We start from the raw sequence: 15,156 nt of genomic DNA on the forward strand, positions 1-15,156 counted from the left end.
TCTCCCGGCTCCCCAGCGGAACCATGAACTCTCCGGTCAAGCCCCGGGCGAGGCTTCCGTTCCGCCAGCTGGCAAGGATTCTGACTGATCTCGATCAGCGCCGCCGCGGATCACTTGCCCAGGCCGGGGGTGCCGGGCCGGAAGCGTTGGTGCCGGGGTAAGGCGTCAGCGATCTCGAACTGCCCGATCCGGCTTCACTCCCAGATATGCGCTGATCCCCTCCGCGGTGGACTCAAGGTGCGCAGTCACGCGGCGACAGCTGCCGGCCATTCTCCCGGGTCGATCGGATCGAGCCTGGCGAGGTCGTAGCGGCGCCCCACGAGGAAGGCATCCTCGCTGACCTCGAGCCAGGCCCAGGGTATGGCGACATGCCGACCACCGAGATCCGCCACCGCGCCGTGATGGACGACGAGATAGGCAAGCCGACCGCTATCGCGTTCGGCCATCGCGCCGACGCTGTGGCCGACGGTCGCCCCATGCGCGTCCTTGACTGGACCACCCTCGATCAGGCGGCTCGGGAACAGGGTGGGGAGATCCGTCCGGGCGCTTGCCTCGAGCGCCTTGTCCGCGCCGTCGTCGAGCTTGGCCCGGTGACCGAGCCACCGCCAGATGCCGACGATGTCGACCACCCCCAAAAAGGCATTGCTCCATAGGAGGTTCGACTGGTCCGTGGCGATCGCGACGACCGACCAGGCAATCGCGCCGACCAGAAAAACGACGAAACCCCAGCCGGTCACGCGCGCGCCGAGATTGGCGGCGGTCATCATGGCGGCAATCATCGTCGCGACGGGCGCAACCCATCCGGCAAGCTCAAGCATCTGCATCTCCTTTCATGCCAGAACGGCCATCGGGATGGATGGGTGCGCGCGATCGTCTGTCGAATGGCTATTTCGATCAGGAAGGCGGGCGGCTGGGATAGGTAACCACCAGCTGGTCGAGCGGCGCGGTACCTTCGGCATCGTATGCGCTTGATTCGCTGACGCTTCGACCCCACAGCAACCGGCATGGACAGCCTCGGGACCGTGCATGGCAGTAGCTGATTTCAACGACCATATCGCGAACCGCCGGTTCGAGCTGCTGGTCCAGTCCGTCACGGACTATGCGATCTACATGCTCGACCCGTCCGGCCGGGTCGTGACCTGGAACCCCGGCGCTGAGCGCTTCAAACATTATGCCGCCGATGAAATCATCGGCGAGAACTTCTCGCGCTTCTTCACCGCCGAAGACCGCGACGCTGGACTGCCGGCGAAGGCGCTCGAGACGGCGGCGCGCGAGGGCCGTTTCGAGTCCGAAGGGTGGCGCGTGAGAAAGGATGGCACCCGCTTCTGGGCGCATGCCATTCTCGATCCGATCCGGTCGGACGACGGATCGCTCATCGGCTTCGCCAAGATTACCCGCGACATCACCGACAAACGGCGCCTGGAGCAGGTGGCCTACGCCAGCGATCTCCAGTTCCGCATGCTGGTCCAGGGCGTCCGGGACTATGCGATCTACATGCTGGACCCGCACGGCATCATTACGAGCTGGAACTCCGGGGCTCGCGCCATCAAGGGATATGAGGAGTCGGAGATACTGGGGCAGCATTTCTCGCGCTTCTATACCGCGGAAGAGCGCGCGCGCGGTGCCCCAGGGGCTGCGCTGGAACTTGCCCTGCGCGCCGGCAAATTCGAGGCGGAAGCGCAGCGCGTGCGCAAGGATGGCTCTCTGTTCTGGGCCCATGTCGTGATCGATCCGATCTACAACGAGGCAGGAGAACATGTCGGTTTCGCCAAGATCACGCGCGACATCACGGAAAAGATGCGGGCCGAGGACGCGCTTCGACAGACTCAGGCCGAATTGCTCCAATCGCAGAAGTTGCAGGCGCTGGGCGAACTCGCCGGTGGGATAGCGCACGACTTCAACAATCTGATGACGGTCATGAGCGGCTCGGCGGACTTCCTGCTCAGGCAACCGGACATGCTGGCCGAGAAGCGCAGCCGCTATCTACATGTCATGCTGGAAACCGCTCAGCGGGCGACGAGTCTGACCTCCCAGCTGCTCGCCTTTGCGCGCCGCCAGCCGCTCGAGCCCGAGGTGATCGATCTGAGCGTCCGCATGGATGCCTTTGGCGAAATGCTCCAGCGAACTCTCGGTAGCCAGTACGACATCCGGCTCGATCTTGCGGCGGGTCTCTGGCCCGTCGAGATCGACCCTACGGGTCTGGAAACCGCGCTGTTGAACGCCGTCCTGAATGCGCGGGATGCCATGCCGAATGGCGGACCCATCACGATCTCGACGACAAATCTGTCCCGAGCGGACGGTGACATGGTCGGGCTTTCGATCAGCGACGAGGGTGAGGGCATTCCACGCGACAAGCTGGAGCGGGTCTTCGAACCGTTTTTCACGACCAAGCCGACCGGCAAGGGCACTGGCCTGGGACTTTCCCAGGTTCACGGTTTCGCCGTTCAGTCTGGCGGCTCGGTCGGAATCGACTCCGAGGTGGGGAAGGGCACGACCGTTCGGATTCTGCTGCCCCGGACGACCAAGTCTCCCCCCGAGAAAGTGAACGGCCAGCTGGAGATCGCAATTCCGACTGGCCTCAGGGTCCTGCTCGTCGAGGACAGCGATCACGTGCGCTATTTCGCGCGCCAGCTGCTGGAGGATCTAGGCTGCAGCGTCCGTGAAGCGCCAGACGGCGAGGTAGCCCTGCGGCTGCTGGAAGAGCATCAGTTCGACATCGTCTTCTCGGACATCGTCATGCCGGGCATGAACGGTGTGGAGCTTGCGCTGAGGATCAGGCACGACGGTCTGAACCTGCCGGTGCTCCTGGCGAGCGGCTATAGCAGCAAGCAGTTCATCCCGGCCGATCAGCGGGAGTTTCCGATTTTGCGCAAGCCCTACAATTTGGAGACGCTTGCCGGCGGGATAAACCAGCTGTTGTCCACACGCCCCTGACCGGAAGTCCGAGACACGGTTCGCTGCCTGAGCGACGACGCCGGCTCGTGCGCAAAGGACGCTCATGCGCCGGGACGATGTTGCTGGCAGCTTGCCCGTGGGGCAGTGGGACGTACCGAGCCCGGCGGCTAAGGATCGTCGTCGAGGGTGGTATCGGTGCGCAAATCTTCGGGCACTTGTAGGCTGATCAGGCGTTGGCGGTGCGAGGCGCGCGGTACTGGCTGAGCGCGGCGACGGCGCCATGCGGCGCCGTTCATTCGTCAGCGCGCTTCCTCGACGAGCACCGTCTGGCTGTTCATGACGGCCTTGCCATAGGCGGTGAGGAAAGCGACATCCGCCGCATCCCGTCCGATACCGATCTTGGCCATCGCCGCTTCCTCGGCCATGCCCGTCGCATCGATCAGATGCCATTCGCCGCCGATGAACACTTCGGCAACGGCGTGAAAGTCCTGCGGCTCGACGCCAAGCGCATAGACGCTCGCCATCCGCGCCGGGATGCCGGACGCTCGCACGAGCGTGATCATCACATGGGCAAAGTCGCGGCAGATGCCCTGGCGCCGTACGAATGTTTCGAGGGCCGTCGTCTCGGATGTGCTCGAACCGGGCACATAGCTGAAATGCCGCTCGACCCAGTCCCGTATCGCGATGACGCGCGCGCCGCCTTCGAGGCCGCCGAACTGCGCGTCCACAAAGGTCTGGAACTGGTCCGACGGACAGTATCGCGACGCCATCAGATATTGCACGGTTTCGCCGGGCAGCTGGTGCGGTGGGATCCTGGGCAGGTCCAGGCATTCGGTCAGCAGGCGGTTGATCGCCACCGTCGCGCGATAGTCGACAGTGAAGCGGCCCTGCGCGCGTAGCCAGATGCGGTCGCCGATCGTGTCATGGGCCGCGACCCGCGCAAAATGATCGCATGGCGAGATGTCGATATGCGCTTTCTCGATGATCTGCTCCGGGATCGGCGCGGCTTCGATCTGCAGCAGGATGTCGGCCGGATCGTCGAACTGATAATCGAGCTGGGCGTGGATAGTGAGTCTCATGGCCGCGCAACGCCTGTCGCCTCCGATCGTGCCGTCGCCTCGCGCCCAATGTCGAGAAAACATGAGCGTGCGCGCGCATCGATCCTTTCCCGGAGTCGCGGCGCACCGTCGATGTCGCTGCAGGGCAATCGAAGCGGCAGCGTCGGTGCGCATCACTGTGCCTCTGGGCAATCAGGCCTGATCTGAAAATGGTCCCTGCCTGAAAGGGGCCCGCGCGCGCCCGCATGCAAAGAACTTGAGACGACGCTTGCTGCTTGTGGCACTTGCAGGTCCGCCGCGCGTTTCCCTTGGCCAACCCAGGAGCGCGTGATGAGCAAACTCAATGCTGAAGACCGGGAAGAGCTGGACAAGGGCGCCTTCGCCTTCCCGAAAGAGCGCAAGGAGCCGCTGGAGAATGCGAGCCATGTCCGGAACGCGATTGCCCGGTTCAACCAGGTCAAGGGCGTGAGCGACGACGAGCGCGACGCGGCTTGGAAACGGATCAAGGCGGCAGCGAAAAAGTTCGATGTCGCAGTGAGCGAGGAAAGCTGGCGCGAGATCGGCAAGGACTGACGTCGCGCCGAGCGATGTCATCCCCTTTTTGCAAGCAACGTCACACCCGCGAGGCATGAGATGGCTGATCTGCCCTTGAGTCCCAATCGTCTGCAGCGGCGCATCCAGGCATCGCAGTCGAGAAGCCGCGCCGTGCCGCGATGCGCCTGCTGTACCGGCCGGAGCGCTGCAGCCGGCGAGCCTGCCGCTAACCACAACGATCATCAGCCCGGCGCGACGAGCGCGTCCCGGTCCTGAGACCCGCGCGGCAGGCGAGCGCGCCAGTGCGCTCGCCTGCGCGTGCCCGTCGCATTGGCGATTATCGCCGTCGTTGCGGCGAACCCGCTGCCTGCGCTCGCCAATCATTATGGATCGCACGCTTCACCTCGGGTTCGAGTTGCGGGTGAAAGACCACGTCGTGCGGATTCTCGAAGGATGCCGACATTGTTTCCTCCTCTGTGTGTCGCATCGCGATCGGATCGGCTTGCCGCCGCGATGTCGGGCCGGGTGAACCCCGGCCCGACATCCGCTTCAGGCGGCGATTTCCGCGCTCGGTCCAGCCAGGCGATCGTTCGCCGGGGCGCCTTCCTTGTCGGCGGCGATCTCGATCCGCCGCGGCTTCATCTGTTCCGGGACGTCTCGCTTCAGCGCGATGTGAAGCAAGCCGTTGTCGAACCGAGCGTCCTTCACCTCGACGAAGTCGGCGAGCTGGAAGCGGCGCTCGAAAGCGCGCGTCGAGATCCCGCGGTGGATGAACTGGCCTGTCTCCGCGTCGCTCCCTCTACCGGAGACCGTCAGCAGATTCTGGTGCGCGATTATCTCGATCTCGCCGGGGCGAAAGCCCGGGACCGCGAGCGTGATCCGGTAGGCGTCGTCGCCCTGGCGTTCGATGTCGAAAGGCGGGAAGCCATCACTCTCCGCGCGATTGGTCTCGAGCAGGTCGAACAGCCGGTCGAAGCCCACCGTGGAGCGCCGATAGGGCGCAAAATCGAAGTTGGTCCTCATATCCAAATCCTCCTCTTGAGCAATTCGGGCATGAGGAGCACCGGGAGAGCCGGTGCTCCCAAATCCCACCGGACCGACGTCGCGGCCGGCGGCGCAGAATTAGGGTGATCGATTTCGGCTTCAAGACCTTGCCGGCGGACGAATTCGAATTTTTTTTGATCCACGCTCTCAATGGCCGGGCCCGCTCTCCGCGTCTGAATTGACCAGCAGCGTCGATCAGACGCACAGCGCAAGGCGCGGGTAGGAATCGACCGCCAGGCAATTTCCGGGCACCAGCGAGAGAGAGCGCTAGCGTCTTGCGAGATAGGCGCCGATCTCGCCAATGACAGCGTCGATCCCGGCCTGCTGAATGGGGACCAGGCGGTTTCCCGCGAGGTCCGAGATCGAGCGGGTCGGACATCGTCGCGTCGAGCGCCTGGACCTCATCCGACGTGATCAGTCCGGCTCTCGCGAGAAGAATCGTCAGGGAAATGATCGCGTTGAAGTTGGACGAGCCAAGGCTCAACGCAAACTGGATATGCTGTGTTCGGCCGGTGGCCGTTCATCCCGTGTGCGAAGCATCGTCCGCGCCGCCGGCTCGTTCAATCCCGGATATGGGACGGGCGGCCGCCATTGAAAACGCGAAACGGACAACCCTCCTCGCGCGATGTTCCACGGGCATTCATCGCCTTACGACCCGGCGCCGGTCGGTGCGGTGCCGCTGCCGGCCGCGCTATCGCTGTCATAGTCTTCGCCATCATTGCCGCCACCGGCGCCGGCACCGCTTCCATGTACTTCTCCGGACGGATCGACGGTATGTTTTTCCTGTTCGTCCCGCCAGGCCTGCTGCCCCTTGCTGTCATATTCCTGGCCGGAATAGCCGTCCCCGGTTCCTACATCCCCTATTCCGGAGGCTGGTGCCGATTGCCGCGGGCGCTTCCCGGCCTCAGTCGGCTGACCCGCGAGGTCAGCGGTTGTCGTGCCACCGGGGTTTTGCTTGCGGATGTCGGATGAAGGATCTGCGCCTTCGTTCGCGTTCGGTTGGTCGCCTTGTTCCGGCATGATAAGTCTCCTCTCCCGATCAACGTCTCGTTGCCGAATTTGATCATAAGAATCGGTGCGACCGCCAGCCGCCAGCCGCCTGTAGTCCTTCGCGGGGAAGCCGTGCCGCTTGCGTCGACATGACGGCGGCTGGCGCACCATCGTTACCGCTCGGCGATCCTCGTCCCCGACTGAAAGCATCCCAGCGCGACGGCTTCGAATTCGCCGTTCGAAAGCCTGGCGCCTGACACCGCGCCAGCTGTCCAGATAACCGAAGTCGCGTAGCTGACCCGGACGTCGTTCGCTTCCGCGATGGATCTGACCACGAACATCGCCCGGCTGAGTTCTGCGGTCGTTGCCTGGGGCGGGGTGAAGGCGCCGCGCCGGTCCCACCGCACGAAGTCAATCAGCGACCAGGACCCCAGGGCGCGAAGGATATGGCGGTCGGGCTTGCACAGATCGATGCCCATATTCCGCAGCGCTTCAGCGGCAAGGGCGATCCCGAATCCGGGCAATTTCCACTCTTTGGAGGTGGCGAGCAGGATCGCGAGCTGCTCCGGTGACCCCCCGCTGGCCGAACGGGCATCGGCGAGATAGGCTGACGCGCTCCCTTTACCGGCCCGATAGCTGGACAGCCGGGCGGCGGTATCACGCAGTCGTACAAGACCGGCGCTAAGCCCTCGTGCGCCGGCCCTGCGCTCCCGAAACCATGGGACGACCCGCTCCTCGATGTCGCGGTCCGTCAGCAATGCGTATCGGCGCAGGTCGAAACCGCCGAACGGCTCGCCAAGGTTAGGTCGGATGCGGAGGATCCGCTCCCAGCGCGTATTCCCGGATAGCAGGGCGACCGCGAACGCCTCGAAGATACGTCCATCGGGAACGATCTCGCCGCGGGACGGGCCTTCCCACGCTGGCGCCGCGCTGTCTGCGTCGATATGATCGTCCCAGTCGCTGCGCCAGCCGGCCAGGCGTTGGACCAGATGGTGCCAAAGGCAGCGGAGGTCCGGTGCGCTGTGACGGGGAGGGTCAGTCATGGGACAGTCGCAACTCCTGCCTGTCGGTTTTCTGAGGCATCGAAGGTGGACGGCGGCGCCATCCCGCGCGACAAAACGCATATCGCCATGGCCGATCGGCAACGCATGCAGCTAGCCGCGAACGTTCGGGCCGCCGATATTCGTCGGCGCGTTGGGGTTGTCGCCACCATCCTCTGCGTCGCCAGGACCGTGATACGCCATGTTCGATTGCCTCCATGCCCGCCGAGGATGCCAGGATCCGGGTTGCCCCGACCTGGTCGGGCCGCCCATAGGCGCCGCCGCCACTTTCCCCGGTGCCGGTCCGGCCACCCGCATTGCGGCTGCCGCCGCCGTCGCCGTGAACGCGCTTGCCGCGGTCTGACGCCTGGATCGGGACTTTGGTCGTCATGGCACTCCTCTTCGGACGACAACGGCCAGCGAGCGGCCGAGTTGCGTGCGGGGCACGGCGATCACCCTGCGTTTCGCACCCAGAACCTGATATCGGTTAGCCAGTTTTCGGAGAACCGCACGGAGCGCGGCGCGTTTCGCGCGTCATGGCACTTTAACCAGCACCGGCCCCGCTGTCGGCGCGTGTCCGTCTCTCCCGCCCGCGGACGCAGGTTGTCATTCCCAGCTGAGGGTCAGTCTTCCCTTCGCCGGTACCCGAAAGTCCAGGCGATCGGCCGATGTGCGGTGTGGTCGCAGCGCATCGCCGTCCGCCGTCATCAGCTTGCAGGTCGGCAATCTGCGGCGTGGCCACCTGGGGCATGGGCAACACGCAGGGCGACCCCGCGCGGCCGGGGGCGCCTGACAATGGCCAGACATCGTCGGTAACTCGACGGACATGGACGCTTAGATCGCCCAGGCCGAAGGTGCGGATCGCCTCCATGGTCTCGTCCCGCAGCGCCGCCTGAAGTTCGAGGACATAGGGGCTGGCCGCTGGCGCCCTCGTCTTGCTGCTGGTCGCCTGTTTCACGCCAGGTTCCTTGCCGATGATCCCCTGCGGTTCCTGTGCGGACCCTAGCCGTCCGGAGCGACTGAACGACGCCCCGGACGGAAGGTTTCTCAGCTCTCGGTCATTGCCTCGGCCTGGGCGACGGCGTCCGGCATGTCTTCGGCGCCCCCCATGTCCTCGTCGGTCATTCTGCCGGCACCGGGTCCCGCGCCGAGATCGGCCCCGGTCGCGGGGTTGCCGTCCGGTGCGGACATGGTGCGCTTGGCGAGCGCTTCGGCCACGACGCTGTCCGCCTTGCTGAGCTTGACGGTGGCGGTACCATCGCCGCCATCGAGCGGCAGGTTGGCGACGACGTCGTCGACGCGCACCCATTGTTCGCCCTCGTTCCAGGAGCCGGTCATGTCGCCTTCGCCCTGCGACGTGTTCACATACATGTTGGCGAAGGGCAGCAAGCCCGGAAGCTTGCCCGGCGGGAAGTTATTCTCGATCGTGTAGAGCGCCTTTTCGAATGATTTCTGATGAGCGATCTCGCGCGTCATCAGGAAGCCGAGCGCATCCTTGATGCCGGGATCGTCAGTGATGTTGATCAACCGCTCATAGACGATCTTGGCCCGGCTCTCGGCGGCGATGTTGGAGCGAAGATCGCAGGTGGGATCGCCCTTGCTGTCGACATAGGCGCCCGTCCAGGGGACGCCCGCGGAGTCAATCAGCGCGGGACCACCGCCGAACAGGAGATTATGCTTCTGGCTGGCGCCGCCGGCGTTCATCTCGATCATCAGATCGGCCTCTTTCATCGATCCTTCCGAAAGATTGGCCTTCACGCCCTTGTTGAGCATGGCGACGATCGAGCCGACGACTTCGAGGTGGCTCAGCTCCTCCGTCGCGATGTCGAGCAGCATGTCCTTGCGGCCCGGGTCGGACTCGGCAAGCGACTGGGTGAAGTAGCGCATGGCGGCCGCGAGCTCGCCATCGGCGCCGCCGAACTGCTCGATGATCAGTGAGGCGAGCACCGGATTGGGCTCGGATACGCGTACCGTATACTGAAGTGTCTTGTTATGCATGAACATGGTCTTGCTCCTTGGTGTGGCCTGGGGTCGTAAACGCGCGCTGTCGGCGTTCCCTGCATCCGGATTGGCAATCGGATCAGTGGCTTGCGGTCTCGCCGGCTTCGCGCAATTCGAGGAAGCGCCGGGTGACGCGCGGCAGGACGTCGTCGCAGAACTGCGCCATCGCCAGCTCCTCCTCGAGCGTCTCGCGAAGCAGCGGAATCGCGTCTGCGAAGCTGCCATGCTCGGCGACGGTGATGAGCGCCTTGTAACTGGCCGCCTCGAAATTCTCGAAGGCGAAGTTGGCGAAACTGTTCTTGAGAATCTCGTCGCCGGCCAAAGTATGCGCCAGGGCGGCCATGTTGCCCGAGAGGGCCAGCGCCGTATCCTTGAGAGCGGAATGGCTCTCGCCCATTCGCTCGAGGATGAGATCGAGCCGCTCGATCTGGTGCTCGGTCTCGAGACGGTGCGATCGCATCCGTTGCTCGACCTCGGGATAATTTTCGAGGCGGTCGAGCTGCCGGTCCATCAGCGCGAGCGCCTGATGCTCGACCGCGTGGGCGTCGCGAAGGCCGATCACGAAGATCGAGCGCGCTACATGCTTTTCGTCACTTGCCATGGCTTATCTCACTCCGGTTGAAGACTGCATCATGCGACGAGCCGCACTGCCGCGGTTCGCCTTGTGGGCGCCTCGGCTTGCTGGATTTCGTCATGGGCAATGAGCCGCCGCGACGCCGCGAGCGCCTGGCCGACGACCTGGTCCATATTATAGTAGCGATAGGTGGCGAGGCGGCCGACGAAGGTGACGCCGGCCTCGGCGACGGCCAATGCTTCGTAGCGCTTGTACAGCGCCTGATTTTCCTCGCGCGGAATTGGGTAATATGGGTCTCCGTCCTCGGCGGGGAATTCGCGCGTGATGCTCGTGCGCGGGGTCTTCTGCCCGGTCAGATGCTTGTATTCGGTCACCCGCGTGAACGGCACGGCTTCATCGGGATAATTGACCACCCCGACCAGTTGATGCCACTCGCAGTCGAGGGTCTCGTGCTGGAAGCGAAGCGACCGGTAGGGCAGCCTGCCGTGGCAATAGTTGAAATACTCGTCGATCGGGCCGGTGAACACCAGATGGTCGTGCGGGTAGGCATCCCTGACCTCGCGATAGTCGACGCCAAGCAGAAGCTCGATATTGGGATGGTCGAGCATGCGCTCGAACATCCGGGTGAACCCTTCTGCCGGCATCGCCTGGAACCGGTCGGTGAAATACCGGTCGTCGACATTGGTCCGCGTCGGCACGCGCGCCGTCACCGACTTGTCCAGCTCGGAGGGGTCCATGCCCCATTGCTTGCGCGTATAGCCCCTGAAGAACGTCTCGTAGAGGTGCGTCCCGACCGCCGAGATGACGACATCGGCTGACGTGCGGATGGGATCGACCGGCTCGGCGCGCGCGGCGAGGAAGCGTTCCGCTTCCTCGTCGGTCTGCAGGTCAAGGTGGTAGAGCTCGTTCAGCGTCGTCCGGTTGATCGGGATCGGGAGCAGTTCGTCCTTCACCTGGGCGAGCACGCGGTGCTCGTAGGGATGCCATGACGTGAAGCGCGACAGATAGTCGAACACGTCAGACGAATTGGTATGAAAGATGTGCGGACCATATTGATGGATCAGCACGCCTGCAGCGTCGAGGCGGTCATAGGCGTTGCCCGCCACATGGGGACGCCGGTCGACGACGAGCACGGATTTCCCGCTGCTCGCCAGTCGCTCCGCCATCACCGCGCCGGCAAATCCGGCCCCCACCACCATGACGTCGTACCGGGGCGCCCCGGGGGCCGGCCAGCCGACGGGAGAGGTGACGGGATGAACGGCTTGTCTTTGCGCGGCGGCCTGTTCGACAAGCCGGCGCATCCCGGCAAAGCTGTTGTCCCACGACAGGGATGCAAGGGCGGAATCGACGCCCGGCAGCCAGCTATCCGGCTGCGCGCGCAGTTCGAGTGACAGTTCGCAAGCCTCGACAAAGGCGTCAGCGGTCCCCGCGATCTCGACGCCGCGAAGGTCCCCGTAATGGCGCACCACATCGACGATCGGCGTGGATACGACCGGGCAACCCGCCGCGAGATATTCGGGCGTCTTCGTGGGACTGATGAACCGCGTTGCGTCATTGATCGCAAAGGGCATCAGGGCGACGTCCCAGCCCCGCAGGTAATCGGGTAGCACGTCATAGGATTTGCCGCCGAGGAAATGCAGGTTCGCGCGCACCGGCAGATCGCGCGGATCGATCTTCACCACAGGCCCGACAACGATGATCGACCAGTCGGGCCGGGCATCTGCGACGGCCGCCAGAAGCTGGAGATCCATGCGCTCGTCGACCACGCCATAATATCCCAGGCGCGGGTGCGGCAGGGACTGCTGGTCTTCCGGGTCGGTACCGGCCTGTCGGGCGCGGGCAAAATGGGCAGCATCGACGCTCGATGGAAACGGGTGGATATTGGCGTGCAGGTCGCGCTTCGCCTCGAACAGGCTGTGACCCCCGGTGAAGACGACATCCGCAACGTCGAACAGCTCGCGCTCGAGCGCGATCAGTTCCGGAGGCGCGTTTCTGAAATTGGCCAGTTCGTCCATGCAGTCATAGACGATGCAGTCGGCGACGACATGCTCCGAAAATGGGAGCATCATCGGCGTGTAATACCAGCGAATGACGCGCCCATGGCGGGTGAGCAGGATCTCGTCCAGCAGCGATCTGAGAACCGCGGCATCATTCTCGCGATTGTTGGCCGCCACAAGCTGAGGGGTCATGATCGTCACGCCAGTATGGTCGCACCGCGTCGTGCGGAGGGCCGGCGCCGTGATATCGTCGCGATAGACCGGCTCCTCCCAGTACAAAACCTCGACATCCCGAGCAAAACGGGACATCAGATGTTGCGGGCGCTGAAATACGAAGTCCCACCGAAGATGGCTGAAGCAAAGCAGAGTATTGATCTGCGCCTTGACCGCATCATCGTGAGTTTTATTTGACATTGCGGCAAAATATTCGCGCATGGGCTGACCTTGCTGGGACATGAATGCCACAAGAACAGTGCCTTCGGTCGCATGTTCCGAAAAAAACGCGCGATTCAGTATATACTAATCTACATCAGCACGAATCTTTCGGTTGTTTCACGACACGGGAGTACAGCGGGGTGATGCACAACGTGACTCTCGATCCAGCAGCACCGAGGCTGACGCGAAGCGAGGGGCGGCCGCCGCTGGAGCTGTGGGGCGGTCCGGAATGCACCGTCAACCGGCTTGGTTCCGGGTTCACTGATCAGTTCCAGCTGACAGGCCATGCGGGCCGCGAAGACGACATCGACCTCTTTGCCGGCCTCGGTCTTTCCGCGCTGCGCTATCCGATATTGTGGGAGAGTGTCGTAAGCGAAGGACCCGACCGATGCGACTGGTCGTGGCATGACCGCCGGCTCGCACGAATCCGCGGCACGCCGATGCGGATCATTGCGGGCCTCGTCCATCACGGAAGCGGGCCCCGGCATACCGACCTGCTGGACGACGGCTTCGCATCGGGCCTGGCGCGTCACGCGCGCCTTGCTGCGGAACGATATGACTGGATCACTGAATGGACGCCGGTCAACGAGCCGCTGACGACAGCGCGCTTCTCGGCGCTATATGGCCATTGGTATCCGCATCGACGGGACGAGGGCTCGTTCTGGCAGGCCCTGCTGAACCAGATCGACGCAACCCGGCTCAGCATGATCGAAATTCGCAAGGTCAATCCGCGCGCGCGCCTGATCCAGACCGAAGATCTCGGGCGTACCTTCGCCACCGCCGCGCTGCGCGACCAGGCTTCCTATGACAATATACGCCGCTGGGCCTCATGGGATCTGCTCTGCGGCATGCTCGGTCCCGCACATCCGCTCTGGCGGCGCATATCCTCCTTCGGGCTGGGCGATCGTCTCCGGCGCATTCTCGACGATCCCTGCGTGCCCGACGTGATCGGCATCAACCACTATCTCACCAGCGACCGCTTCCTCGACCATCGGCTTGGCCGGTATCCAGCCTCCCGCCACGGCGAAAACCACGCCCTGCGCTATGCCGATGTCGAAGCCATCCGGGTGGTCGAGCCGAAGCCGCCGGGCCTGGACGGCGCCTTGCGCGAGGCCTGGGAGCGCTACGGTATCCCGCTCGCGGTCACCGAGGTGCACAATGGCTGCACCAGCGAAGAACGGGCACGCTGGTTCGGTGAAGCGTGGGACGGCGCGACCAGGCTGCGAAGTCAGGGACTCGATATCGTCGCGGTGACGAGCTGGGCTCTTCTCGGAAGTTCCGGATGGAACACCTTGTTGACGGCCCCGGGCCGTTATGAGGCGGGCGCCTTCGACGTCAGCAGCGGGCATCCGAGGCCGACGGCAACAGCCTCGTTGCTGAAACAATTGACCGATGGGCAATCCAGGCACCCCGTACTTGCCGGCGCCGGCTGGTGGCGTCTGCCCATCCGACTCGCGCACCGTCCGACGTCCCGCCCCGCACCGATCGGCGACCACCCTTTGTCGGAGGGTCCGGGCGCATCGGCCGAACCGGCCCTGCTGATCTGCGGCGCGACCGGCACGCTCGGCCGTGCCATTGCCCGTTCCTGCCGGCACAGGAACATTCCTTATATTTTGCTCGGGCGCGCCGAGATGGATCTGGAGAACGAGACCAGTGTCGCCGGGGCCCTCGACCTGCACCGTCCCTGGGCCGTCGTCAACGCGGCCGGATGGGTGCGAGTCGACGAAGCCGAGCGTGAACCCGAAGCCTGTTTCCGCAGCAATGCCGGCGGGGCCATAGCGCTGGCCCATGCGGCCGGTTCGCGCGGGATTTCGACCGTGCAATTCTCGAGCGACCTGGTGTTCGACGGGCGTCGCGGGTGTGCCTATGTCGAGAATGATGAGCCGAGCCCGCTCGGCGCCTATGGGCGCAGCAAAGCTGCCATGGAACACGGCGTCGCGCGATCGCCCGGACAGCATCTGATCGTTCGGACCGCGGCCTTCTTCTCGCCCGACGACGATGTGAATTTCGCTGTTTCAGTCGTCAGAGCGCTTCGTTCCGGGCAGGTATTTCGTGCGGCCGACGATCAGATCGTCTCGCCGACCTACGTCCCCGCGCTGGCCGATGCGGTGCTCGATCTGTTGATCGACGGCGACACGGGGATTTGCCACCTGACCAATGCCGGCTCCCTTTCCTGGGCGGCCTTCGCTGTAATGATCGCCAGGCGCTTCGGACTGGACGAGGCGCTCGTGCACGCCGTGCCTGGCGTTGAGATCGGCTGGCGGGCACCAAGGCCGGCGGAATCGGCGCTGGCCACCCGTCGGGCCCCGCTGCTGGGAAACCTGACGGACGCGGTGGCGCGCTTTCACGATGAGGTGATGGCCTGAACCCTGTCGGGCGCGTGGTCGACCGCCCGGCGCACGCCGTACAATGCCTGCAAGGCGAGCAACGCCGCGCTGCGCGCCACCAGTATCGATGGACCGTCGAGACGGCCCCAGCCAAGTGATGGCAGGCCAAGGCGCGGCGCCAGAAACAATCCCGCCGAAGATGCGGTCGCGGGCCGGCCCAAACCTTCAGGCTCGATGACGAGGCGAAACAAATGGATCTAG

General features: G+C 64.4%; 13 protein-coding genes. 4 read left to right on the forward strand and 9 right to left on the reverse strand.

Features of this window, described 5'->3' with window-relative positions:
• Positions 1–245 precede the first annotated feature (245 nt).
• Entirely contained in the window at positions 246–818 is a 573-nt protein-coding gene (locus U1769_RS09405) for a PRC-barrel domain containing protein (RefSeq protein WP_332715024.1), read from the reverse strand.
• Positions 819–1,026: 208 nt separating this feature from the next.
• Between U1769_RS09405 and U1769_RS09410 the strand changes: the two genes are divergently transcribed.
• Positions 1,027–2,934 carry a hybrid sensor histidine kinase/response regulator gene (locus tag U1769_RS09410; protein WP_332715026.1) on the forward strand — a complete coding sequence of 636 codons (1,908 nt, stop codon included), beginning with the start codon at positions 1,027–1,029 and terminating at the stop codon, positions 2,932–2,934.
• 260 nt (positions 2,935–3,194) lie between these two features.
• Here the strand turns inward: U1769_RS09410 and U1769_RS09415 are convergent, their stop codons facing one another.
• Positions 3,195–3,974 carry a transglutaminase-like domain-containing protein gene (locus U1769_RS09415; RefSeq protein WP_332715028.1) on the reverse strand — a complete coding sequence of 260 codons (780 nt, stop codon included), beginning with the start codon at positions 3,972–3,974 and terminating at the stop codon, positions 3,195–3,197.
• Between the two features lie 309 nt (positions 3,975–4,283).
• Between U1769_RS09415 and U1769_RS09420 the strand changes: the two genes are divergently transcribed.
• Positions 4,284–4,526 carry a DUF6582 domain-containing protein gene (locus U1769_RS09420; RefSeq protein WP_332715030.1) on the forward strand — a complete coding sequence of 81 codons (243 nt, stop codon included), beginning with the start codon at positions 4,284–4,286 and terminating at the stop codon, positions 4,524–4,526.
• Between the two features lie 510 nt (positions 4,527–5,036).
• Here the strand turns inward: U1769_RS09420 and U1769_RS09425 are convergent.
• The 6 genes from U1769_RS09425 to glf form a co-directional block, all read right to left on the reverse strand.
• Complete coding sequence (locus U1769_RS09425; RefSeq protein WP_332715032.1) at positions 5,037–5,510, reverse strand: Hsp20 family protein; 474 nt, start codon at positions 5,508–5,510, stop codon at positions 5,037–5,039.
• A 669-nt stretch (positions 5,511–6,179) separates the two neighbouring features.
• The gene (locus U1769_RS09430; protein ID WP_332715034.1) at positions 6,180–6,551 is read right to left on the reverse strand and encodes a hypothetical protein; all 372 of its coding nucleotides are present in this window, start codon (positions 6,549–6,551) and stop codon (positions 6,180–6,182) included.
• Between the two features lie 143 nt (positions 6,552–6,694).
• Positions 6,695–7,666, reverse strand: a complete 972-nt coding sequence (locus U1769_RS09435; RefSeq protein WP_332715036.1) for a hypothetical protein — start codon at positions 7,664–7,666, stop codon at positions 6,695–6,697.
• 942 nt (positions 7,667–8,608) lie between these two features.
• The gene (locus U1769_RS09440) at positions 8,609–9,565 is read right to left on the reverse strand and encodes a manganese catalase family protein (RefSeq protein WP_332715038.1); all 957 of its coding nucleotides are present in this window, start codon (positions 9,563–9,565) and stop codon (positions 8,609–8,611) included.
• A gap of 76 nt (positions 9,566–9,641) precedes the next feature.
• On the reverse strand, positions 9,642–10,163 hold the full coding sequence (locus U1769_RS09445) for a DUF892 family protein (protein WP_332715040.1): 522 nt from the start codon (positions 10,161–10,163) through the stop codon (positions 9,642–9,644).
• Positions 10,164–10,192: 29 nt separating this feature from the next.
• The gene (gene glf, locus U1769_RS09450) at positions 10,193–12,325 is read right to left on the reverse strand and encodes a UDP-galactopyranose mutase (protein WP_332715773.1); all 2,133 of its coding nucleotides are present in this window, start codon (positions 12,323–12,325) and stop codon (positions 10,193–10,195) included.
• Between the two features lie 15 nt (positions 12,326–12,340).
• Here glf and U1769_RS09455 point away from each other — a divergent pair, with 15 nt between their 5' ends.
• Positions 12,341–12,544, forward strand: coding sequence for a hypothetical protein (locus U1769_RS09455; protein ID WP_332715042.1), 204 nt, complete (start codon positions 12,341–12,343; stop codon positions 12,542–12,544).
• A 167-nt stretch (positions 12,545–12,711) separates the two neighbouring features.
• Positions 12,712–14,934, forward strand: coding sequence for a sugar nucleotide-binding protein (locus U1769_RS09460; protein WP_332715044.1), 2,223 nt, complete (start codon positions 12,712–12,714; stop codon positions 14,932–14,934).
• On the opposite strand, the gene U1769_RS09465 is transcribed toward U1769_RS09460, so the two are convergent.
• Complete coding sequence (locus U1769_RS09465; protein ID WP_332715046.1) at positions 14,913–15,146, reverse strand: hypothetical protein; 234 nt, start codon at positions 15,144–15,146, stop codon at positions 14,913–14,915. The genes U1769_RS09460 and U1769_RS09465 overlap by 22 nt on opposite strands.
• Positions 15,147–15,156: the final 10 nt, after the last annotated feature.

It is taken from the genome of Parasphingomonas zepuensis, assembly GCF_036663735.1.
Classification (GTDB): Bacteria; Pseudomonadota; Alphaproteobacteria; order Sphingomonadales; family Sphingomonadaceae; genus Sphingomonas.